This window comes from Lewinella sp. IMCC34191 (assembly GCF_003390935.1).
Lineage (GTDB): Bacteria > Bacteroidota > Bacteroidia > Chitinophagales > Saprospiraceae > Neolewinella.
In genome coordinates this window covers 346,860-368,182 of sequence record NZ_QNQZ01000002.1, presented here as the reverse complement: position 1 = coordinate 368,182, position 21,323 = coordinate 346,860, and the positions used below count along the sequence as shown (strand labels likewise).

The following is a 21,323-nucleotide window of genomic DNA, read 5'->3' as shown; positions in this document are numbered from 1 at the left end:
CACGAACACATTTAATTAAAACTATCATGCAGACTAAAAAACGTCTCACCTATATATTCGCCACCCTGGCAGCGCTGGGCCTGGTTTTCCAGGGCTGCTCGGATGATTTCCTGGAGGTGGCCCCCACCGGTTCGCTTAACGAAGACGTGCTGGGTAGCCGGCCGGGTATCGACGGTCTACTGATCGGTGCTTATTCCCAACTGGGTGGCCGTGGCAACTACTTTGCCGGAGCCTCTAACTGGGCGAACGGTTCCATTCAGGGCGGTGATGCCAATAAGGGCACCGAAACGGGTGACTTCGCCGACATCAACGAATTGGTTCGTTACCAGCTTACCACTACCTCCCGGATTCCTTCCGATCGCTGGAACGGTCTCTTTGAAGGGGTAGCCCGCTCAAATGCCGCCGTCGGAATCGCCAAAAACTCTACCGACCCCAACGTCAGTGACGAATTTCGTGCATCGGCCATGGCCGAAGGACGTTTCCTCCGTGCCCTCTACTACTTTCAGGTTAAGATCTCTTTCGGCAAGGCCCCCTTCGTCACCGAAGATCTGACCTCGGAAGAAGCCGTACTCGTCCCCTCCTCCGACCTCTGGTCCGACATCGAGGCTGACCTGATGTATGCTTACGAGAACCTCCCTGCTACGCAGGAGCAGGCCGGTCGTGCCAATAAGACCGCCGCCGCCTCGCTGCTAGGCAAAGTGTACCTCTTCCAGGAGAAATGGTCCGACGCGAAGGGCATGTTTGATTGGGTAGTGGAGAACGGTCAGACCGCCAACGGTCAGGCACTTGCCCTGCTGCCGAACTACGGTGATCTGTTCAACGCTGCTTTCGACAACAACAGCGAATCCATTTTTGCCATTCAGGCCGCCGCCAATACCGGTACGGTCAATAATGCCAACCCCGACTTCGTACTGAACTTCCCCCACAATACCGGATCCAGCGGACCCGGCGGTTGCTGTGGTTTCTTCCAGCCGAGCTTCGACCTGGTGAACTCCTTCCGTACGGAGGGTGGCCTTCCGCTGTTTGACGAGGCTTACCGGAGCGAGGGCAATGCCATTACTAACGACTTCGGTCTATCCGCCGAAGATCCTTTCACGGTTGACGATAAACCCGTCGACCCTCGTCTCGACCACTCCGTCGGTCGTCGCGGTGTTCCTTACCTCGACTGGGGCCCTCACCCCGGTCGTCCCTGGATCCGCGACCAGGCTCACGGTGGTCCCTACGCGCCTAAGAAGTTCATCTACTACCAATCGCAGGAGAATACCTTCTCCGACGGTACCAGCTGGACCCGTGGCTATCCCGCCGTCAACTACGTGGTACTCCGGTACGCCGACGTACTGCTGATGCTGGCCGAGGCCGAGATCGAATTGGGTAACCTGGACGATGCCCTCGACCTGATCAATATGGTCCGCGAGCGGGCTGCCAACTCCGAGCTGGAGGACTCTCCCGCCAACTACGAGATTTCCCTCTACGACGACTTAGGAAGCCAGGCGAATGCCCGCAAAATCCTGCAGTTTGAGCGGAAGCTTGAGCTTTCCGGTGAAGGCCACCGCTTCTTTGACCTGCGCCGTTGGGGACGGGCCGAGTCCTTCCTGAACAGCTACGTGGACTACGAGCGCCAATTCCTTCCCGTACAATTCGGCGGTGCCCAGTTTACCGCCCCCCAGGATCTGTACTATCCCATCCCCCAGGGTCAGATCGACCTGCAGGGACTGGATGTACTCGGTCAGAACCCCGGTTACTAACCTAATCGGCACCAGCCGGTACGCGAGCGGCCCTGATCGGTATTACCGGTCAGGGCCGCTTTTTTTTGCCCTTATCAGTCGGAATATCGGCCTAAATGAGCCTGGCAGAAACCGCTAAGATCGCTGTACCTCCGTGGTATGGAGTTGGGGCGCAACCAAGCGGTAGGCATAGCCAGACTCAAGGCCAGGCGCCATCGCCTTCTCGTGTGCCGACAGCCATAGGAACTGAGGAAATACCGGATGCTCTTCGGGCTGAAGCGCGTGCCAAGCCGGCTATTTAAGGATGACCAGTTTTTCGAGTTCCCCGTTGATGATGTTCGTTCCGTCTCCCTGCAGCCGGATCTGGTAGAGGTACACTCCGCGCGCCAGCTGGTCACCGTAGTCATCCAGGCCGTCCCATTCGATACAGTCGTCTTGGCGAACGGTGCCGTCACTTACGGGGAAGTCAGCCTGTAGGGTCTTGACCAGGCGACCACTGACGGTATAGATCTGAATCAGTGCGCTCACTTCCTGACCAACGAGGGTATGATCGAATTGAAAGCAGGTCGAGGTGGTGAAGGGGTTGGGATAGTTAAGCACGTGGGTGAGCGCATCCCCCATGTCAGAGGCCACAATGAACTCGGTACTGGATACCGTGCTGTTGTTGGCCACGTCCCAGGCCCGGATCCGCACCGTGTGCAGCCCGGGTTCGAGATCGAATAGGGGGTAGCGGACCTTCCCGCTACGGTAATTATCCACATCCGCTTCGTAATAGTCGTTCAGTACAATTGGATTCCGGGAATCTTCGTCGAGCACTGCCTCTAAATCGTGACCAATACTGTTGCCGGTTACATTAATGCCCAGGTCATCGGTCAGGTGCAGCAACAGGACGGGGTCGGAGGAGACTTCTCCGCCGGTCACGAAATCCGTGTCGTCGAGGTAGACTTCCACGGTCGGGCCTTCGTCGTTAGCCGCGGTATCGTCTCCGGTGCCGCCGACGATGAGGCGATCGTAGAAGCCGGCGGCATCGGTACGCTGGGATTTATCGGCCGCGTAGTAACTGACTTTGGCCGGGCCGAAGGAATAATCGATGTCGTTCGGTACCACGAACTCGAAGGAGAACTTACCGTCGGTCACGGTAGCCCGGCCGCGAAAGATGATATTGCGTTGGACATCGATTTCAAGCAGCGGGCTGTCACTGTTTTGCTGTAGGGTGGATATGGTCTGCTCCTTATCGTAGATGGTCGGATAGACTTCCCCGTTGAAGTTGCTCAGCAGGACGCTATCCACGGTAATGACTTCCCCGCTGATGCGGACCTTTTGCAGGGCGCGTACCGTATCGCTTCGGCTCATATCCACCGGCAGGGTGTCGATCATGGTGGTCCGAACGCTATGGCGGGGCAGGGCTAGTACGGTTGCGGGGTCGCCGAGCAGGGTGTACTTCCGGGCGTTTTCCGTGTCGCCCTGCAGGTAGTTTACATCATCCACCGGGGTGGTCGCATTCTTGGCGATGCGGATGATATCGCCCAGACTGGGCCATTCCCCATCGGAGCGATCCAGCATGGCCTGGACGGTATTATTGGTGAGTTGGTAGTTGCGGGTAGCGAAGACCGGCCGCGTGGTCGTCATGAGCGCGATAACCCCACCATTGGGGGTCAGCAAGGCCTCCTCACCGGCACTGACGAAGCTGGCATCGTCGTAATTGCTGAAGGTGCAGGTGGCCGTGATGAATACGGGGGGCTGAATAGGATCCGGAGAACTTTCCGGGCGCGTCCAGTTTCTGATCTGGGGAATCGTCAGTACCCTTTCCTGGGCCCATCCACGCGGACCGCCGTGCCCCAGATAGGTGACGGCCATGGCCCCGCGAAAGACGGCGCGGTCGAGTCCCTCGGTGATGGCGGGGTAACGCTCGCCGGCGGAGATGCTCTGCTGCGGGTAGAGATCGAAGTAGAGTTTGTCGAAGTTCAGGTCGGGCTTCCGGCTTTCGACGGCGTTGGCGACCCGGTTGACGTCGATCGTGTGGCGACCGCGGTCTTCGTCATCACCGACGAAGACCATGCGGGTGCGCCAATCGCCGAAGGTGGATGGGTCGGTATCGTAGCGAATGAGCTTGTCGACCAGCGGATTGGCCTCATCGGCCGATTTGAGGGGGAGTCGCCCGACGGCGATGCTGAGGTCCGGGGCAAGGGGTTGGCTGCCGAAGGCCGGCGTCATGATCCCGTAGAAGTCATCGGCGGGAAAGCTGTTGACCTCCGTCAGGCTACCGTCGTGCTCGAAAACGGGAATGAAATTGGTGCCCAGTTTGTAGATGTTGCGGTGGTCGAAGCTGCCGTCACCAAAGAGCAGCAGGTACTTCAGGCCGGGGTCCCGTTCGTACACCATCCGTACGAAGTTGCGAATGGCGGCGGGGTCGTCCCGACCGCTACTGAATTCATTGTAGATCTCCTCCGTCGTCACCAGCTGGACGGTAAAGCCGTTGTGGTCACGCCGGTGCTGGGCCAGGTTTTCGGCCTGGCTTTTGAATTCTGGGTGGGTCACGATGATCATATCCGCCCGGTTGATCGCGTGGATATTCTGATTGGCGACTTTGCCCAGGGCGCGCGGCTCCAGACCGGTGTTGTCCTGGAAGGCTACATATTCGTAGAGCGCCCCGGCGGGTGCATTAAACCGGTTGCCGGACAAACCGGCTTGCCAGACATCCGGGCCGTCCACCCGCCATACCCGTACGCCGGCCGGCGGGTTGAGTAGGTCGAAGGTGACCGAAGCGGCATCAATGGTGCGGGTATCGCGGAAAGCGAACTGCTTGCGTCCGCCGAAACTGAGCCGGCGACGCCCGCGCAACTGCACGTAATCCAGCCAGGCTTCACTGCGTCCTCCACCACCAATCCGGGGGTAAAGAACCCTGACATCCAGGCGGTCGCTCGCTGCGTTGACCGAGCCGGATAGGGTAGTGGGTCTGGCTGCCGGACTCTGCTCCTGCGCGCCAAAAATTACGGCGGAAGCGAGGTTGCTGGCTATCTCGGTACCGTTTACACTGACGAAAAAGCGGCTGGAGGCTTCGGCGCGAACGGCCATCCGGGCACGTACGCCCACGGGTTCTTCGGTTACGAGATCGGGGAATACGAAGGTTGGATATGACTTTTCGCGACTGCCTTCGAAAAAGTCCCCCCACCAACTCTGGCCGGAGCCATGACTGTTGGTTGTTTTGCTGAGTACGTGAAGGATGTTTGCCTGGTCTTCCTCGTAGTGTTGCACGTCGTCGTAAGCAGTGGTTACCGTTCCACCGGCTGCCGTTGGAAGGGTACCGACCCGCCGACCCCGCCCCGATGCGTTAAGCTGGAGATAGTAGTGGTTTTCGGTGGAGTAAATGTTTTTTTCCAGCGAAAAGCGATCTCCTACCGGATCGTAGGTCTGTCGGTCCGGTCCCTCTGCATAGAAAAGGATGTAGTCTCCGCCGTCGAAACTACCGTCTCCTTCCCCTTCGATGTGAATAGCGAGTTCGGAGAGATCGTCGGGCGGAGTTGCATTGACTGTTTCGGGAAGCATCCCACCACGCTGACCGTATATTTTGATATCTCGCGGATCGATGGCATCCAGGCCGCTGACTTTGAGGGCATCGGTCAGGAAGGCACGCGACAGCCGGTATACGCCGGTCGTTTGTACCGCTATCTTGTAGATATCCCCTTCCCGAAGAACGGACTGCGTCGTGAAATTGAGGGATTTCGGATTGACTTTCCCCGGACCGGGCACCAGACGGAGACTAACCGAAGTAAGGCGTTGAAGGCCGCCAGTGGTGGCGATGATCGAAGGACCGCTGATCTTGCCGGACCACCCTTCGGGTTGGAGGACCGAGGAGTAGCTAAAGGTGAAGTCCGTGTCTCCAGGCGACTCGAAGCCGGAAGGGGGTAGAAATGATTCGCTTTCTAATTCAACGACTTCCACGCTATAGGACCGGCCGTCGGCGGGGCGGAGGGTATGGATAAAAGGCGGCAACTTTCCGGTACGCAGGGCACTCTCGTCGTCACCGACGATATACGACAGGACCACTCGGCGGTTGCCTTCCCATTCCACCACGGTGGGTTCTTCCCACGTAAGCTGTTGACGGACGGTGATTTGCGCCCCGATAGCGCCCGAGAGCAATAGGCAGATAAAGGCGGGGAAAAGCTTCGGCATAGTTCGTCAATAAGGTGCGAAAATAAGATACGCAGCGTGGCGGTAAACGTTGTCCGCGCGGCGCAGATTGCCGGTCGGGGGAGGCGGCCTGTCGGTGGGGCGACCGCCCCGCAGCGGGATTTGGAAAGCGATGCGTTAGAGAGTAGCTTTAGGCATGCATCATCTTCTTGCATTGATTGCCCTATTGTGCTGTCCCCTGCTTGTGCAGGCCCAGGACGCCGTCTTCTCGCAATTTTATGCTTCCCCTCTCCAGCTCAACCCGGCCTTTACCGGCGTGAGCGCCGCCCCACGGATCACCCTCAATTACCGGAGCCAACATACCAGCTACCCGAGTGCTTACCGCACGTTTGCCGCCAGCTATGAGCAACCGGTGAATAATTCACCATCCAACTTCGGGATCCGCGTGCTGACCGACAGTCAATTGGATGGACTCTACAAGACGAGCCAGGTCGCCCTGGTGTACGCTTACGATGTCCGGATCAACCAGGATTTCCACGCCCGTATCGGCCTGAGTGGTGGCCTGCTCGATAGCCGGGTAGACTATAATGGGTTGATCTTCGGCGACGTGATCGATCCGACCGAAGGCCCGGACGGCATATCCCAGGAACAACTGGAATCGGCATCGACGACCTCCGTGGATCTGGGGACCGGAGTCTTACTCTACGGCAGAAACCTCTATGCCGGACTGAGTATCGAACACCTAAACCGACCCGATGAAGGACTGCTGGCGCTCGACGATAACCTGTACGCCGGCCGGCCCCAACGCTTTAGTCTGCACACCGGTGCACAGTTCGATCTCAAGCGGTTTAGCAATCCCCGCCGCCCCGCCTACGTCACGCCCAACCTCCTGTTTACCAGCCAGGCGAGTTTTCAGCAACTTAACCTGGGGGCGTACTTCGGGTACGGTGCCTTTTCGCTGGGCGGGTGGTACCGGCATGCGTTCGGAAACGCGGACGGCTTCATCGCCGCGGTCACTTTCCGGGAAGATATCCTCCGCATTGGGCTCAGCTACGACAGCGTAATTTCCGCACTTCGTAGTGTCCCCGGCGGATTGGGAGCGACTTTCGAAGTGAGCTTCACCATCGACTTCGGGAATAGCCAGGAGCTTCAGCGCCGACGGCACGCGGACCGGTACAACGACTGTCTGGGCATGTTCCGGTAATCACATTTCCGAGGTAGTTGCCTTTAAGCGTATCCCCCCTTTTCATCGAGGCCAGGGCTTTAATTCTCTTCTCGCGGTGCCCGGGGTAGGTGCGGTGGGTCCCCGCGAGGAAGGGCTCTAAAAACTTTTCGTGTTAAAATCCTCGGAAACGCTTATCTTCGGGGCCATGATCAACCATTCGGATGGTTTGGCGCATAAAAAAAGCGCCAACCGAAGAGCGGTTGGCGCTGTCGTTATAATTTCGCTAAAACCGGTAAGCTGACACGAGGCTAGTTATGTCAACCACTCCTTTGATGAAAAACCCACATTCAAGGGTTGCGAATTATAACTAAAGAGACACTATGAACAAACACAATTTTATAAAACTCAAGATTAGATTTTGAAAAAGTTGTTTTAGGTGTTTTTCCGTTGTTGATAGTACAAATATAGAGCGCGGAGGTATCGAAAAGTAAGCATTTTCAACTATTTTGCAGCACACTATTGCGCATATTTTTCAGGCTTATTTTTTGTAACTGGTTGGTTTTTAGTTCTTTATGTTTTTCATAATCGCTCACTCCAGCCTTATTCCGTAACATCATAATGGAGGATATCCAGGAGCTTTTAGACGTTGCCTCTTCTAAAAAGATCGGAAAACTGCTGAAGATCAGTAAGGCCAAGGGAAAGCAATCCATGGTCGCCGACCTACACGCCCTGATCAAGAAGGGCAATCTGGAAGAAGAGGAGATTGTCGAACGCCTTTACGGCGCCGGAGCTACTACCAGCCACGCTGCTTATCGCGCACTGAAGGGCAGGTTACGAGACCTAATTACTACGGCTATAATGGACGATGACGTCTACTCGGCCAACTATCGTAATTACGATGAGGCCCAGGTGAACGGTTATCGGCAGCTGAACCTGATCAGTTTGTTACTGACGCGACGCGCCTGGCAGAGCGTGAAGTACCTGGCTCATCTGACCCTCCGACGCGTACAGGATTATGAGATCCTGCCAATCAACAGCCGTCTTACATCCATCCTGGCCAGTCTTTATCTCGGCGTTGGTTTTGATGACAAGCGCTTCTCCAAGTACCAGGAACTGGCTGACTACTACGCTCGCGCGGAATGGATTCTGAATAAGGTAACCAGTCGGTACCGGGAGATGCGGCGGATGATCTACACCCACAAGCTTCTCCCCAATGAGATAGGGGCTAAGGTGTCCGAGTTTGTAGCGGAATGTGAACCGGAGGTTAGGGAATACCCCAAGGTTTCCGCCATGCAGGCCATGTTTTATATGATGAAGGTCCACAGCCTGACCCTTCTAGGAAACTACCTGGAGGCGATCCATACGGCCAACGAGGCGGAGATCGTGCTCCGTAATTGCAAGGGAGCCGGTAATCAATCCCTTTCCCTCATGGCACTCACGCGGGTTGAATGCTCGGTGAAGCTGAAGGACTTCAAGGAAGGGTACCTGCAGGTTAAGCGGGCGAAGGCGATGATCGCGGAAAACTCAATCAACGATCTGAAGCTCTCCGAATACGCCATCACGCTGGGACTGCAGACCGGACACTACGATTATGCTTACGAGCAACTCGCGCAGGTAGACCGGTCAGCGCTGAAACGCCTGCTGAAGCAACAGCACGTCGAGTACTGGTTTATTCTGGAGGCTTACATCAATATCCTGATCCTTTCCGGGATGATCGATCCCGACAAAATGCAGGGCCAGTTGCCTGACTTTAAGCTGTCCAAATTTGTCAATAACGTACCGTCGTATTCCAAGGACAAGCAAGGGATGAATATCCAGATCTTGATCCTGCAGGTTATTTACTTCATCATTCAGCAGCAGTATACCAAGGTTATGGATCGCACGGATGCGCTCAGCCGCTACGGAAGCCGCTACCTGATGAATAACGAGAACTTAAGGAACAACTGCTTCTTTAAGCTGTTGCTGACCGCCAACAAATGTGAATTTCACCGGGCGGCAACGGTACGTAAGTCAAGTAAGACCTACCAGAAGATGGTCAGCCCGGAGGCTAAAAAGCTGGGTAGGGCGAATAGTACCGAGATGATCCGGTACGAAACGTTGTGGGAAATCGTGCTTCAAAATCTTGACAACAAGGCCCCGGATCGCCGGCGGATGCGTATGCCGTCCAAATAGGGCGAGTGTTGATTTCGTTAGGCCGATTTACAGGATAATATCTTCTACCATGGTGGGTTTGTGTTTTGCTCCCCGTGGGGATCGTGTGTTCAAAGTATAATCAGATCTGTCCTTGGGAGGGATAGCCCCTTCGCTTAAGCGCGGGTAACAATGTCCTCCACAACGATGTTCGAGGTAGCTAGTTCGCTTCCGCGGGTAACAATGTCCTCGACAACGATATTGCTGCTGGCCATCTCGGCACCGCGGGTTACGATATCCTCGACGACGATGTTGTTGCTGGCCATCTCGGCACCGCGGGTTACGATGTCCTCGACGACGATGTTGTTGCTGGCCATCTCGGCACCGCGGGTTACGATGTCCTCGACGACGATGTTGTTGCTGGCCATCTCGGCACCGCGGGTTACGATGTCTTCGACGACGATGTTGCTGCTGGCAAGTTGGCTGCCGCGGGTTACAATATCTTCTACTACGATATTTGCGTAGGTAACAATGTCTTCGACTACAATGCTTGGAGTCAGGTCGCCCAGGCTTTCAAAGGCGGCACGGGTGGATTCCAAGGTTTCGGGAGACAGGAGGTAAGTGAAGAATTCCAAGAGATGAGATTTAAAGAGGACGAATTTTGGCTAAAATTCTGATTATGGATTAAGGTGGGGGGGGAGATTTAGGCGCGGGTTACGATGTCTTCGACGACGATGTTATTGCTGGCCATTTCGGCGCCGCGGGTCACGATGTCTTCGACGACGATGTTATTGCTGGCCATTTCGGCGCCGCGGGTTACGATGTCTTCGACGACGATGTTATTGCTGGCCATTTCGGCGCCGCGGGTCACGATGTCTTCGACGACGATGTTGTTGCTGGCCATTTCGGCGCCGCGGGTTACGATGTCCTCGACGACGATGTTGTTGCTGGCCATTTCGGCGCCGCGGGTCACGATGTCCTCGACGACGATGTTATTGCTGGCCATTTCGGCGCCGCGGGTCACGATGTCTTCGACGACGATGTTATGCTGCGCATAGGTTACGATGTCTTCGACGACGATGCTGCCGACCAGGCTGTTGAGGTAGTCGACCGCAGTTTGGGCGGTGGAGACAATTTCTGGAGAAAGTAGTTCGTTAAGGAAAGCCATAAGTAGTTTGATTGAGAATTGAGACAATGATTAAAAACCCAAAGGGGGTTAAAAGAGAAGTACTAAACCGAAAAGTGGTCCGTTTACAGGATGATATCTTCTACCATGATCGGTACAGGTTGTGATCAGAAGGTGACCGTGTGAATGGATTCGGTTAGGCGTTTTCATGAGTAGCTGTATCTGCGTTTCCGCTGATTGTATTCCAAAGATGGGTGCAACTAGGCCCGGGAATTGCAGCACTTTTCAATACAATAAAAGGCCTATAAACGAACGGAAAACCGTTCAATATTCCATAAACGCAAGAAAGCCAGTGCTTTACGGCACTGGCTTTCTTAGTTTACGGAATATAAAATAAACAACAAATCGGCTTATTCGCCGGTATTTTCTTCCATTTCCTCGTCTCTTCGGCTACGACCAGGCGCTCCCAGGCGCTCAAAAGTGCTCTCCGGAGGCGGACCGAAGCGGCCCCGGCCCTCGGCTTCGTCGTCTGCATCGTAGGCTTTGATGATCGCTTTCACCAGGCGGTGACGTACCACGTCCTCGGCGGTCAGGCGGATGACGCTGATTCCTTTTATCGGTGCAAGCAGTGTAATGGCCCGCCGAAGTCCCGAAACCTGGTTACGGGGAAGGTCCACCTGGCTCAGGTCACCGGTCACGATACACTTGGCGGAGGGGCCAAGGCGCGTGAGGAACATCTTGATCTGCGAGGTGGTGGTGTTCTGCGCTTCGTCCATGATGACAAAGCAGTTATCCAGGGTTCGGCCACGCATGTACGCCAGGGGCGCGATCTCGATCGTACCGTCCTCCCGGAATTTGTCCAGGCGCTCCCGCGGCAGCATATCGTCGAGGGCATCATATAATGGACGCAGGTAGGGGTCGATCTTATCCTGCAGGTCGCCGGGCAAGAAGCCGAGGCTCTCTCCCGCCTCTACGGCGGGCCGGGTAAGAATGATCTTCTTTACCAGCTTGTTCTTCAGGGCGCGGATAGCGAGGGCGACCGCGGTATAGGTTTTACCGGTACCGGCCGGACCTACGGCAAAGACGATGTCATTGGCTTCCGCCGCCTCGATCATCATAAATTGATTGGGTGTACGGGCCTTGATGGGCTTGCCGTTGCGACCGAAAACGATGGTCTTGTTCTTGCTACCCGTACCGAGGCGGGTCTGGAAGGGGTTCTCGCCCGCCAGCACGTCCTCCACCGTGTGGGTGCTGAGCTCCCGGTTGTCCTGAAGCAACCGCATCATCAGTTCCAGGTGATGCTTGATCTTCTGCGCGTCCGGTTTCTCGGCCTTGATCTTAATGTTGGTACCCCGCTGGGTAACGGTAGCCTCGGGGTAAGCCGCCCGAATCAGGTTCAGCTTTTTGTTGTTCTCCCCGAGCAAGGAAACGGGGTCCACCCCATTTATTGACATGACAATTTCGCTCAAACGATTGATTTTTGGCTCCGTGAACGGTTAGGGAGCAGTTGGTTTACTTAACTATGCACCACGCGCCAAAGTTTCAGACTTTTACCCGGAACCTCAGGGCCTGCAAGCCGCTGACCGATTGCAGCGGATCCAGCGTCAGGTATTCAACGTCACCGTCGACGTAGCCGGCCTGGTGGAGGTAGTGCAGGTAATCCTCGTATTCTTCCACGTCCTTATCTTGCATATATACGATGCTGACCATCCCCGGCTGGGTCAATCTTTCGGCCCCCTGGCGGATCGTTGCCTTGTCAATCCGCTTCTTCAGGATCTCGTACCGGACGTTGTAGTCCCCGTCCACGTCAAACCGTTTTTCGTCCATGCGAAAGCGGATGTTGAGTGTAGCCGTGTAGGCGAAGATCAACTGTGCCGTACGGAGGGGCATGGGCAGTTCCGGGCGGAGGGTATCCACGCGACGCGTCAACTCGCACAGGTCGACCAACTGCGACAGCCGCAGGTTGCGGAGGTGCAGGTCCGTAAACCGGTGGTGCTTCAGCAGGCTCTGGCCGATGTACATTTCGTATTCGACACCGTCCGTTTTGTATTTCTCGAAGTAGTGGGGGAGCACCTTCTGGGCGGCCTGGTCCCGCTCCGTGAGAAAATCACCGATCATCCGGTTCAGCGTATTGACACTGTTCTCGTAATCGCGGCGTACCCGGTAGAACAATCCGAGGTCACGGTCGAGGTTATGCCGGTAGGAGGCGATGAGCTCCCGCAACGCAGGAAAGGACTGGCCCAGCTGGAGCACGAGAGGACTGAGCTGACGGTGGATGAAATCGCCGATCCGGATCTCGTGGCTGTTGTCGAATTGGTCCAGGGTAGTGGCCAGGTGCACATCCAGCGACATGATGACCTGATTCACGATGGGAAAATCGACCATGTCGAGGGCGCGGACCAAAATTAGCCGGCCGGCCCGCAGGTTATCGATGAGATCCTGGTATATGGCGGCGTTGCGCAGGTTAGAGCTGCCTACGATATCCAGTTGACCGTAAAGCGGATACACCTTTTTAAAACGGATCTCTTCCGCCACCGGAGAAAGACCCTCTTCCTGCCGCTTGAGGATATTGAAAGCCGCTTCCGTAAACCGCCACTCCACGGTGGGGTGCAGGCTCGTATACTGCTCGCGCAGGATCACTTCGATTCGATTGTTGATGTATTCCCGGCTTCTTTCCACCGCGGTCCGGAACAGCCCGCGAATTTCCTCGAATTTAGACTCCATGAACGCATTCAGCGCATGGGACTCCGGACTGGCCAGTTCGACGATACCGATCACGTGTTTGTCCTGACTGAGCAGCGGGGCCAGCAGCATGCTCCGGTAACCCAGGTCGATCAGCCGTTCTTCCAGTAGGGTAGGGCTGTCGATGGCGGCCAGATCCTGGATGACCAGCATTTCACCGGATTGAAACACCCGGTCGTAAATACTCCCGGCGTAAGCTTGGTCGGTCAGGCTGGCTACCTCGTCGGCCAGCAAATTGTACCGGATCCGGTATTCGTGGTCCACGGCACGCTCCTGGGGATAGTCGACGGCGGTTAGTCCGAGTTGCAGGTGGGGCAGCTGGAAGTGCAGGCGAACCAGGTTAGCCAGTTCCTTCACCCGGTCGACGTCGAGTACGGCGTCACGGCTGATCAGGCGGTGCTTGAGTCGGCTCAGGCTTTCCTCGGCCGTCACTTCATGAAGTTGCGCGAGGTGAAAGCCGTGAAAGCTAAACACGTCCGGCGGCAGCAGCTTCTGCCAGAGCTCGGTGTGATGGATATTATTCAGGAGTTGCTGAATCTGCGCCTTCCGCAGTTGCGGCAGGGGTCCGTTTACATTGACCGAAACGAAGTCCTGATTGAAGATTGGCTTGTAAAAACGATTCAAGCCCGTCAGCGGGTCCGGTACCGTGAGCATGGCACTCGCTTCGATATTGACCTTCACGCCATAGCACTGTTGAAGGATGGTGCAACCGACCATGACCAGGTGCTTTTTCCATACTTCCTGCGCTCCGTCGCCAAAAGAATAACAAACGTCCTGCCGGCCGAGGAGCTCCCGCATGCCATCGCTGACGTACAGCGGCTGCATGGAAAAGGGAAGCGAGAACTTAAACAGCTGACTGCTGCGGTCTTCCGGCGAAACCAGGAAGACCATCATCAGGTCGAGCAAATCCTCGTGTTCCCGCAGCATGCTAAGATCGTGGATGGGCGACCGGAAGGCCGGCACCTCGTCCACGCGCCGCAGGATTTCCCGCCCGATGAGCCGGACCCCGGCGGAACCTTCTGCCGCCATGGCCTCTACTTTATGCAGCAGGCGCTCGAAGCTGAGCACGGATGGGTAGGGCGTTACGAAGGGATCAAAGTTCGTCCCGTTCGCTTCCGCCCCGCCAAATTGCAGGGGAATACCGATGTGCCGGTCGCGCTCGTCGATTACGATCTCGAGGTTCATGCCCGAATAACGCGGTGGCGACAAAAAAGGCTGAACGCTAGCTACGAATCGCTTTGATACCGGGCAATTCCTTGCCTTCGAGCAGTTCGAGCATGGCACCGCCGCCGGTGCTCACGAAGCTCACCTTGTCGGCCAGTCCGGCCTGGTTGATGGCCGATACCGAATCTCCTCCACCGATGAGGCTGTAAGCTCCGTTCTTTTCGGTGGCTTCGGCTACGGCTTCGGCGATGGCATTGGTCCCCTTGGCGAAGTTCTTCATCTCGAAGACGCCCATCGGGCCGTTCCACAGGATGGACTTGCTCCTGGCAATTACCTCGGAGAACTTTTCCACGGACTTGGGTCCGATGTCCAGCCCCTGCCATTCGTCGCCGATCTCGCCGGCGGGCACAATGTCCGATGGGGTTTCGTTGCTGAATTCCTTCCCGACGACCGTATCCACGGGCAGGTAAATCTTCGTGCCCTTGGCTTCGGCTTTTTTCAGGAGGTCCAGCGCGTTGTCCGTCTTGTCCCGTTCCACCAGTGACTGACCGACCTTGCCGCCCTTGGCCAGGCTGAAGGTGTAGGCCATGGCACCACCGATGATGATGTTGTCGGCGAAGTTCAGCAGCTTTTCCAGCAGGAGGATCTTGTCGCTCACCTTGGCACCCCCGACGATGGCGGTCACCGGATGGGCGGGGGAGTTGAGCAGTTTATCGGCCCCTTCGAGTTCGGCCCCCATCAGGAAGCCGAAGCTTTTCTTGTCGGCATCGAAGAACTGGGCCACGGTGGCGGTAGAGGCGTGCTCGCGGTGCGCGGCGCCGAAGGCGTCGTTGACGTAAACGTCAGCCAGGCCGGCCATGGCTTTGGCCAGGTCCTTGTCGCCCTTTTCCTCGCCGGCATAGAAGCGGGTATTCTCCAGGAGTAATACCTGGCCCGGTTCGAGGGCTTCGACGGCGGCCTTGGCATCTTCGCCGATGGTATCCTCTACGAAGATGACCTGGCAGCCGATGTTGTCCTCCAGGGTCGGAACGACGGGACGCAGCGTGAAGCTTTCCTTATCGATGGTGCCATCCTCCAGCTTTTCCTTTTGCGGACGCCCGAGGTGGGACATGAGGATAACGGCGGCACCGTTTTCAAGGAGGTACTGAATGGTCGGCGCGGCTTTTTCGATCCGCGTGGCGTCGGTCACCTCTCCGTCTTCGTCGATGGGAACGTTGAAATCGACGCGTACGAGTACTTTCTTTTCTTCGAGGTCTAGGTCTTGCAGCTTCATAGTGGGGGTAAAATTACCGAAATAAAAAAGGGGCGCACCGGTATGGCGCGCCCCGTGCTTGTCAGATGATTAAAGGCTGGCGATCCGTTCGCAAAGATCGGCCAGGCGGGCGCTGTAGCCGGCCTCGTTGTCGTACCAGGACACCACTTTGACGAGGGTGCCGGAAACGATGGTCTGGTCTTTGTCGTAGAGGCTGCTGTACTTGCTGCCAACGATGTCGCTGCTCACGTAGGGCGCATCGACGTAGGCGAGAATGCCCTTGAGCGGTCCGCTTTCGGCGGCCTTTTTGAAGGCATTGTCCACCTCTTCGAGGGTCACGTCGCGCTTGACGATCGCGGTGAAGTCGGTCAGTGAGCCGGTGGGTACGGGTACGCGCATGGCGCCTCCGTCCAGCTTGCCGTCCAGGTGGGGGAGTACCAGGCCAACGGCCTTAGCGGCACCGGTGGTGGTGGGCACGATGTTGAGGGCTGCGGCACGGGCGCGGCGCAGGTCTTTATGCGGGCCGTCCTGCAGGTTCTGGTCGGCGGTGTAGGCGTGTACCGTGGTGATAAAGCCTTTTTCGACACCGAAGGCATCGTCCAGGACCTTCACCATCGGGGCCAGGCAGTTGGTGGTACAGCTGGCATTGCTGTAGATCTTGGTGTCGGCGTTGATGACGTCTTCGTTCACGCCGAGCACGACGGTGGCCACGTTCCCTTTCGCGGGGGCGGAGATCAGGACCTTTTTGGCTCCGGCTTTAAGGTGGAGGCCGGCCTTTTCCTCGTCGACGAAGCGACCGGTACATTCCAGTACGACATCGACGTCGAGGTCACCCCAGGGGAGTTTGCTCGGGTCGGGCTGGCTGAGGGCGTCGATCTTCTTGCCATCGATGTAAATATTATCGTCGTCGGAGGTCACCTCTCCGGGGAAGTTGCCCTGAACGCTGTCGTACTTGAAAAGGTGAGCGAGGGTGGCATTGTCAGTGAGGTCGTTGATCGCGACGACATCCAGGCCCTTTTCGAGTAGGTTACGAAGGGTAATACGTCCGATGCGACCGAAGCCGTTAATTGCAATCTTTGCCATAATTTGAGGTGAATTTTATATTGGGATTCTCTTTGCCGTCCAGCTGTGAGTCGGTGGAAGCACGGGCTTGCCATCGCGGCGGGACGGAATCTAGATAAAGGTTAGCCCGCGACATTGTTCAAAGGTAGCTTACTTAGTGTAAATATTACGGTTAGTGCGGCCGTAAACTCCGGTCTCCCGCGGCCTCCGGGGCGATTTCCCGGGCCACTGCCGGCGCTGGTGCCCTATCCATCTACGGGGACGGGAAACTACGTCCTGCCCCGCCAGCTTCCAGTATGGATAACGGATAGCGCCTCCGCGCAGGTAGCCGGCTTGCTGACCGAATACCGGGAAGGGGAGGGAATGGTGGTCCGGCCGCCGCGGTACGCCTCTCGGTAGATGCCGCCGCGGACACCGGCCGGGAAGGACACCGGCTTGCGATCGACGACACCGGCGTAGGCTTCACCGCCGCCACGCGCGCCGGCCTTTTTACGGTGCCCAGACCCTCATTCAATTAATATCCACCGGGGGCGCTATCCTCCCGCAGGTAACCATCGAGGATGAACCCCGCTTTGGCTACCGCGGGATGGACCTGCACGTGGGTGAGTGCCCTCCGGGACTTACTGGATGGTTAGGACGTAGATTACGCTACGCACGTTTTCTAGGAGTAATAAAGGGGGCGCATCGCCAATCTACCCTAGTTTTCCGCCCAAATCCCCGTCTCCAAAGTCCAGTCATAATCTTCGTACTCCCGGTCGATATTCTTCTCTTCCGGCTCGAGCACGCCGTAGTCGACTAGGAAGTCATCGACGCCGTCGTGGTCGCGGAAGTCGCCGCGGAACCAGGAGAAGAGGGGGGAGGTGACGAGTACCCGCTTTCCGTCGCGCTCCTCGATGGTGGAATGCTCGGCCAGGTAGCTGCGCACGCGGGCATCGATCTGCTCGTTGTAGGTGGCGGGCGTGTAAATCTCTACCGGCGGGCAATCGCTGGCCCCGCAGTTGAGGGCAAAGTGGATGCGGGAGTCGCCGCCTTTGACGCGGAACGTGCGGCTGAACTTGTCGGTGAATAGCTGGGGGATAAATCCCAGGCCCAGTTTGTTCTCCCCGCCGCGGATGATGCCGTGCTCCATGTCGTCGGGACTAAGCTCGTGACCGGCTACCGTAAAGCGGGGCGTTTTGAAGAAGCTGCCGCGATTGTCGTACAGTGCGGGCTGCTGCGTGAGCAGGTACTGCACCATCCCGTTGTATACATTGACCCAAAAGGCGAGTTTTTCCTCGCGGGAATCGAGCGCGGCGGCCAGGTTGCCGGGGTCGTAGGTGGCCAGCCGATCGACAATATCGTCAACGTTACGTCCCGCCTTCAGCCCCTCCAGGAATTGCTGGCTCAGCTCGTTCGGAGTGATGCCCGGCTCGGGGTTGCCGGTGGCCTGATAGGTGCCGCAGGCGGTAAGAAACAGGAGGCTCAGGGCGAGAAGTCGATGCATAAAAGGGTGTTATTTATCCCTAACACCTACGCAGCAACATGGCTCACGGGATTCAGGGACTTGGGCGGCGGAGCGCAGGTAAGGAGCTTATTGATAGCGGGTAATCATCTTCGGGAACCTGTATCTTTACTAGTTCAAAGCGGGTGACCGAATGAACGAAGAGCGCATGTACCGGGTGAAGATCGGCTCCCCTATCGGTGGCTACGTCATCTGCGCCGTGCTGACCGGTATCGCGCTATGGATGATCCGGGCGGTCTTTACGGACCTGGATGACCAGACCAGTCTGGCAACCAAGTTGGTAATCACGGTACTCTTCGGTACCGTGGCAATCGGTACCATTTGGTACGCAGTGGACCTCCATTTTCGCTACCTCGTGGTGGATGAAAGCGGCATTCGCAAGCGCCGGATATTCCGGGAAAATTATCTGGCCTTCGACCACATCGCCGGCCACCGGAGTATGCACGAAGGCAACGGCCTCATCCTGGAAGCAAAGGATGGTCGACGGATGATCATCGAAAAGGACTACGTTGATCCCGAACATTCCCTCCTCACGCTTTGCCTGCGCTACCCGGACCTGGACGAGGTGTCCAGAAAAAAGGACCGGCAGCGGGTGCTATCCGACCACGAGGTGGGATTCTCGCGCAGCGAACGGGAGGCGAAATTGAACTCCGCCATGCGGCAAGCACGGATGATCAATTGGTTGGCAGGACTCGTAGGTGCCTGGGTCTGGATCTATCCGCATCCGTATAGCTTCGCCTATGGAACAGCGATCGCAGTCCCGCTCCTGGCCGCCGTTTTAGTGGCGCGTAGCGGCGGACTTATCCGGTTAGACAGTCGGAAAAGCTCCGCTCGCCCGGGCGTGACGACCGGCCTATATTTTTTGGTAGCCGCCCTTTTCATACGTGGGTTAATTGATTTCGAGCCCTACGACTATGGATCGCTCTGGCCGATACTGCTCGCCACCTCGCTACTGCTGACGGCCGTGATCGTTATGGTTTTCGCATCGGAGGTAAAGAGTAAACCCGGAATAGCAGCCGTCTTTTGTTTAACCGCGATGTACGCCTACGGAAGCCTGCTCCACGTCAACTGTTACTACGACGACCGGGAAGCGAGCCGCTATCCCGTGGAAGTGATGGACAAGTCTTATTCGTCCGGACGAAACCAAAGTTATTACCTACACCTCTCCGAGTGGAAGGCACGCCCGCGAAAAGAGATGAATAGGGTTAGCCGCAGCCTGTACAACCGGGTCGAAGCCGGTGACAGCGTGCTCGTACTTTACCGCGCCGGCAAATTGGGAGTGCCCTGGTATAGGGTCGTCACGGCCGATTGATCCGCCGGCTGCGCGGTCGCGGAGTGCTCCAGGAAGAAGAGCGTCAGAGCGAGCAGAATCAGAAACAGATAGGCGCTGAGTCGTTGGGCGGTAGGCATGTGTGGCTTGGCTAGGAGTGTCAAATGGCTGGGGGGTAAGGCTAGAGGGGGGCTAATGCAACGCGAAAGTAAGGGCATGCATCACGGAATGCAAGTGATCCGAATAAACTTCACCAATACTTATTATAGGGGCAGGGATTTCGACAGGCTATGCGCGTTTATAAAGGCCTTTATACCTGCGCACCGCCGCCCTCCTGGTTAGGGGGCCAGGTTAAAGGCGGCCGCGATCTTTCGTTGGTTGTCGATGGAAAGCTCTGTTTTCCACCGTTCATCCAGGCGAATCTCGAGGGGATGCTCGCGGTAGAAATCCGCCGACCAGGGTTTGTCGGAAAAAGCTTCCGGGATGTCGTGGTACTTAGCCACCAGGGTTTTGGTCCCGGAATTACCCGCTAAGTGATGGTGATCGTGCTGCCAGTAGGTGATCATGTCGTCCCGGTAGTCCAGACCGATCAGCTCACATAGTTGGCGCAATACCCTTTCCGGATTGCGACAAAGGTCCTCGTAGTGGACACACGCTTTTTCCACGTAAATACGTCGGAAGAGTCGGTCCCGGCGTTCCTCCATCCCCTTTATCTGGTCAATAAATTTCGCAACCGATACTTCGGGGAACTTTCGGTGATAGCTATTGATGACCGCCCTTGGATCGCGGCGTATCCATACGAGATAGGGGGTGAAGTCCCGCGCCGAACGCAGCTGGTGTAGGGCAATGCGGGTATACTGTGCATTCTTGGAACTGTCGATAAGGACCGAGCGCCCGGGCAGGGCATCGAAGAGCGTGCGGTAGATACGCCTCCGATTGCCGAGTAGCGACGGCCGAAATTTAGCAAAGGCCCGGTAGATCCAGGTACGTTCCCCCCGGAAGTGCCCATAGAGTTCGCTCATCCGTTCGGGCGTCCAGACGGGATCGGTGTAACCGTGAAAACCATTCGGCGGAACCTTCCCTTTCCGATATCGATCATCGTCGCGGATGACCTTGAGCTCCCCCAGGCCGAAAGCAGCGGGGTGGCTGCTCAACATCATATCTAAAAGGGTGGATCCGCAGTGGCCAGTGCCCTCGATCAGTACTACCTTTCGCATCGGTTGGGCTTCAGGGGGCTAAGATACGATCGACCCGTCGGGCCAGCCTTTCCGGTGGCGTTCCTTTCCGGTCGACTACTTTCTTGATACAAAAAAACCGTAGCCATGCATTCCTACCTTTTACCCGCTTTACTGTGTCTCAGCCTGTTCCTGATGGAGGGCTGCGACGATTCCGCTCCGGATTCGGTCTCCGATGTCCCACGGGAGGCCGCGGTCGATACGATGCCCCCGACCCCAGCCCAGACGTTGCCCCCGGATGATCTGGTGACCGACGAGGCAGGCGGCGATACGGAAAGCGGACCGATCGAGAAGATAAGGACGCGGTACCGCGAGGTGCAACAACTCCTGGACGCGGGTAGCTTGCGGACCGATACCCTGACGGTCCTCTGCCAGGTAGCGGACGGCGAATTTTTCATGGTGCGCTACCTCGACGGGGAGGAGGTGGTCATGCTGCGCACGACTACGGGCATCGGCCACGCCTTTACCACGAAGCGGATGTATTTCCAGGACGGCGAGCTGTTCTTCGCCTGGTGGATCGACGAGCAGTTCAGTCCCGTCTCCCCGTTGGAGGGGGCCGGTGAGGAAATGGGTTGGGTAAGCGAATACGAGGAAACCCGCTATTACATCGTCGCAGGCGAAGTGATCCGGCAACTGACCAAATCTTACGAAACGGAAAGCTGGAACGATGACCAGGACCCGGCGGCCGTTCCGAATCAATCGGTCGAGGTAGCGCCGGGTACGCCCTATCCGGAAGCGGAACAGCTAGCGGAATGGAAAACCGGTGAAGTCAATTGCTAGTGCCGTGTGTACTCCCAACTAGTCAAGCACGTCTTTCGTGG

At 56.9% G+C, this 21,323-nt stretch carries 15 protein-coding genes; 6 read left to right on the top strand and 9 right to left on the bottom strand.

Annotated features, from left to right (window positions below; all coding sequences use genetic code 11):
* Nucleotides 1–26: 26 nt before the first annotated feature.
* On the top strand, nucleotides 27–1,745 hold the full coding sequence (locus DRW39_RS06025) for a RagB/SusD family nutrient uptake outer membrane protein (RefSeq protein ID WP_116106115.1): 1,719 nt from the start codon (nucleotides 27–29) through the stop codon (nucleotides 1,743–1,745).
* Between the two features lie 273 nt (nucleotides 1,746–2,018).
* Here the strand turns inward: DRW39_RS06025 and porU are convergent, their stop codons facing one another.
* On the bottom strand, nucleotides 2,019–5,897 hold the full coding sequence (gene porU / locus DRW39_RS06020; protein ID WP_116106114.1) for a type IX secretion system sortase PorU: 3,879 nt from the start codon (nucleotides 5,895–5,897) through the stop codon (nucleotides 2,019–2,021).
* Between the two features lie 154 nt (nucleotides 5,898–6,051).
* On the opposite strand from porU, the gene DRW39_RS06015 reads away from it, so the two are divergent.
* Together DRW39_RS06015 and DRW39_RS06010 are read left to right on the top strand one after the other, a co-directional pair.
* Nucleotides 6,052–7,059: a PorP/SprF family type IX secretion system membrane protein gene (locus tag DRW39_RS06015; protein WP_116106113.1), complete on the top strand. Its 1,008-nt coding sequence runs from the start codon at nucleotides 6,052–6,054 to the stop codon at nucleotides 7,057–7,059.
* A gap of 579 nt (nucleotides 7,060–7,638) precedes the next feature.
* Entirely contained in the window at nucleotides 7,639–9,192 is a 1,554-nt protein-coding gene (locus DRW39_RS06010) for a hypothetical protein (protein ID WP_116106112.1), read from the top strand.
* A 134-nt stretch (nucleotides 9,193–9,326) separates the two neighbouring features.
* Here DRW39_RS06010 and DRW39_RS06005 read toward each other — a convergent pair whose 3' ends face one another.
* The 6 genes from DRW39_RS06005 to gap all read right to left on the bottom strand — a co-directional run bounded on the left by DRW39_RS06005 (nucleotide 9,327) and on the right by gap (nucleotide 16,517).
* Nucleotides 9,327–9,785, bottom strand: coding sequence for a hypothetical protein (locus tag DRW39_RS06005; RefSeq protein ID WP_116106111.1), 459 nt, complete (start codon nucleotides 9,783–9,785; stop codon nucleotides 9,327–9,329).
* Nucleotides 9,786–9,853: 68 nt separating this feature from the next.
* Complete coding sequence (locus DRW39_RS06000) at nucleotides 9,854–10,318, bottom strand: hypothetical protein (protein WP_116106110.1); 465 nt, start codon at nucleotides 10,316–10,318, stop codon at nucleotides 9,854–9,856.
* Between the two features lie 368 nt (nucleotides 10,319–10,686).
* Nucleotides 10,687–11,745: a PhoH family protein gene (locus tag DRW39_RS05995; protein WP_232830076.1), complete on the bottom strand. Its 1,059-nt coding sequence runs from the start codon at nucleotides 11,743–11,745 to the stop codon at nucleotides 10,687–10,689.
* 73 nt (nucleotides 11,746–11,818) lie between these two features.
* On the bottom strand, nucleotides 11,819–14,203 hold the full coding sequence (locus tag DRW39_RS05990) for a GAF domain-containing protein (RefSeq protein WP_116106108.1): 2,385 nt from the start codon (nucleotides 14,201–14,203) through the stop codon (nucleotides 11,819–11,821).
* Between the two features lie 37 nt (nucleotides 14,204–14,240).
* Nucleotides 14,241–15,455, bottom strand: coding sequence for a phosphoglycerate kinase (locus DRW39_RS05985; RefSeq protein WP_116106107.1), 1,215 nt, complete (start codon nucleotides 15,453–15,455; stop codon nucleotides 14,241–14,243).
* Nucleotides 15,456–15,524: 69 nt separating this feature from the next.
* Nucleotides 15,525–16,517, bottom strand: coding sequence for a type I glyceraldehyde-3-phosphate dehydrogenase (gap, locus tag DRW39_RS05980; RefSeq protein ID WP_116106106.1), 993 nt, complete (start codon nucleotides 16,515–16,517; stop codon nucleotides 15,525–15,527).
* A 219-nt stretch (nucleotides 16,518–16,736) separates the two neighbouring features.
* Between gap and DRW39_RS22185 the strand changes: the two genes are divergently transcribed.
* The gene (locus DRW39_RS22185; protein ID WP_157975955.1) at nucleotides 16,737–16,895 is read left to right on the top strand and encodes a hypothetical protein; all 159 of its coding nucleotides are present in this window, start codon (nucleotides 16,737–16,739) and stop codon (nucleotides 16,893–16,895) included.
* A gap of 298 nt (nucleotides 16,896–17,193) precedes the next feature.
* On the opposite strand, the gene DRW39_RS05975 is transcribed toward DRW39_RS22185, so the two are convergent.
* Complete coding sequence (locus tag DRW39_RS05975; RefSeq protein ID WP_116106105.1) at nucleotides 17,194–17,979, bottom strand: DUF547 domain-containing protein; 786 nt, start codon at nucleotides 17,977–17,979, stop codon at nucleotides 17,194–17,196.
* 151 nt (nucleotides 17,980–18,130) lie between these two features.
* Between DRW39_RS05975 and DRW39_RS05970 the strand changes: the two genes are divergently transcribed.
* A complete protein-coding gene (locus DRW39_RS05970; protein WP_116106104.1) occupies nucleotides 18,131–19,309 on the top strand; it encodes a hypothetical protein in 1,179 nt (392 codons plus the stop codon).
* A gap of 296 nt (nucleotides 19,310–19,605) precedes the next feature.
* Here the strand turns inward: DRW39_RS05970 and DRW39_RS05965 are convergent, their stop codons facing one another.
* Nucleotides 19,606–20,484, bottom strand: coding sequence for a sulfotransferase (locus tag DRW39_RS05965; protein WP_116106103.1), 879 nt, complete (start codon nucleotides 20,482–20,484; stop codon nucleotides 19,606–19,608).
* 105 nt (nucleotides 20,485–20,589) lie between these two features.
* On the opposite strand from DRW39_RS05965, the gene DRW39_RS05960 reads away from it, so the two are divergent.
* Complete coding sequence (locus tag DRW39_RS05960; protein ID WP_116106102.1) at nucleotides 20,590–21,282, top strand: hypothetical protein; 693 nt, start codon at nucleotides 20,590–20,592, stop codon at nucleotides 21,280–21,282.
* Nucleotides 21,283–21,323: the final 41 nt, after the last annotated feature.

What these genes read in the sequence shown, in the direction of transcription:
- DRW39_RS06025 (WP_116106115.1), top strand. Translation starts at nt 27, where the DNA reads ATGCAGACTAAAAAACGTCTCACCTATATATTCGCCACCCTGGCAGCG.
- DRW39_RS05990 (WP_116106108.1), bottom strand. Translation starts at nt 14,203, where the DNA reads ATGAACCTCGAGATCGTAATCGACGAGCGCGACCGGCACATCGGTATT.
- DRW39_RS05975 (WP_116106105.1), bottom strand. Translation starts at nt 17,979, where the DNA reads ATGCATCGACTTCTCGCCCTGAGCCTCCTGTTTCTTACCGCCTGCGGC.
- DRW39_RS06015 (WP_116106113.1), top strand. Translation starts at nt 6,052, where the DNA reads ATGCATCATCTTCTTGCATTGATTGCCCTATTGTGCTGTCCCCTGCTT.
- DRW39_RS05965 (WP_116106103.1), bottom strand. Translation starts at nt 20,484, where the DNA reads ATGCGAAAGGTAGTACTGATCGAGGGCACTGGCCACTGCGGATCCACC.
- DRW39_RS05970 (WP_116106104.1), top strand. Translation starts at nt 18,131, where the DNA reads ATGAACGAAGAGCGCATGTACCGGGTGAAGATCGGCTCCCCTATCGGT.
- DRW39_RS05985 (WP_116106107.1), bottom strand. Translation starts at nt 15,455, where the DNA reads ATGAAGCTGCAAGACCTAGACCTCGAAGAAAAGAAAGTACTCGTACGC.
- DRW39_RS05960 (WP_116106102.1), top strand. Translation starts at nt 20,590, where the DNA reads ATGCATTCCTACCTTTTACCCGCTTTACTGTGTCTCAGCCTGTTCCTG.
- DRW39_RS06000 (WP_116106110.1), bottom strand. Translation starts at nt 10,318, where the DNA reads ATGGCTTTCCTTAACGAACTACTTTCTCCAGAAATTGTCTCCACCGCC.
- porU (WP_116106114.1), bottom strand. Translation starts at nt 5,897, where the DNA reads ATGCCGAAGCTTTTCCCCGCCTTTATCTGCCTATTGCTCTCGGGCGCT.
- gap (WP_116106106.1), bottom strand. Translation starts at nt 16,517, where the DNA reads ATGGCAAAGATTGCAATTAACGGCTTCGGTCGCATCGGACGTATTACC.
- DRW39_RS06010 (WP_116106112.1), top strand. Translation starts at nt 7,639, where the DNA reads ATGGAGGATATCCAGGAGCTTTTAGACGTTGCCTCTTCTAAAAAGATC.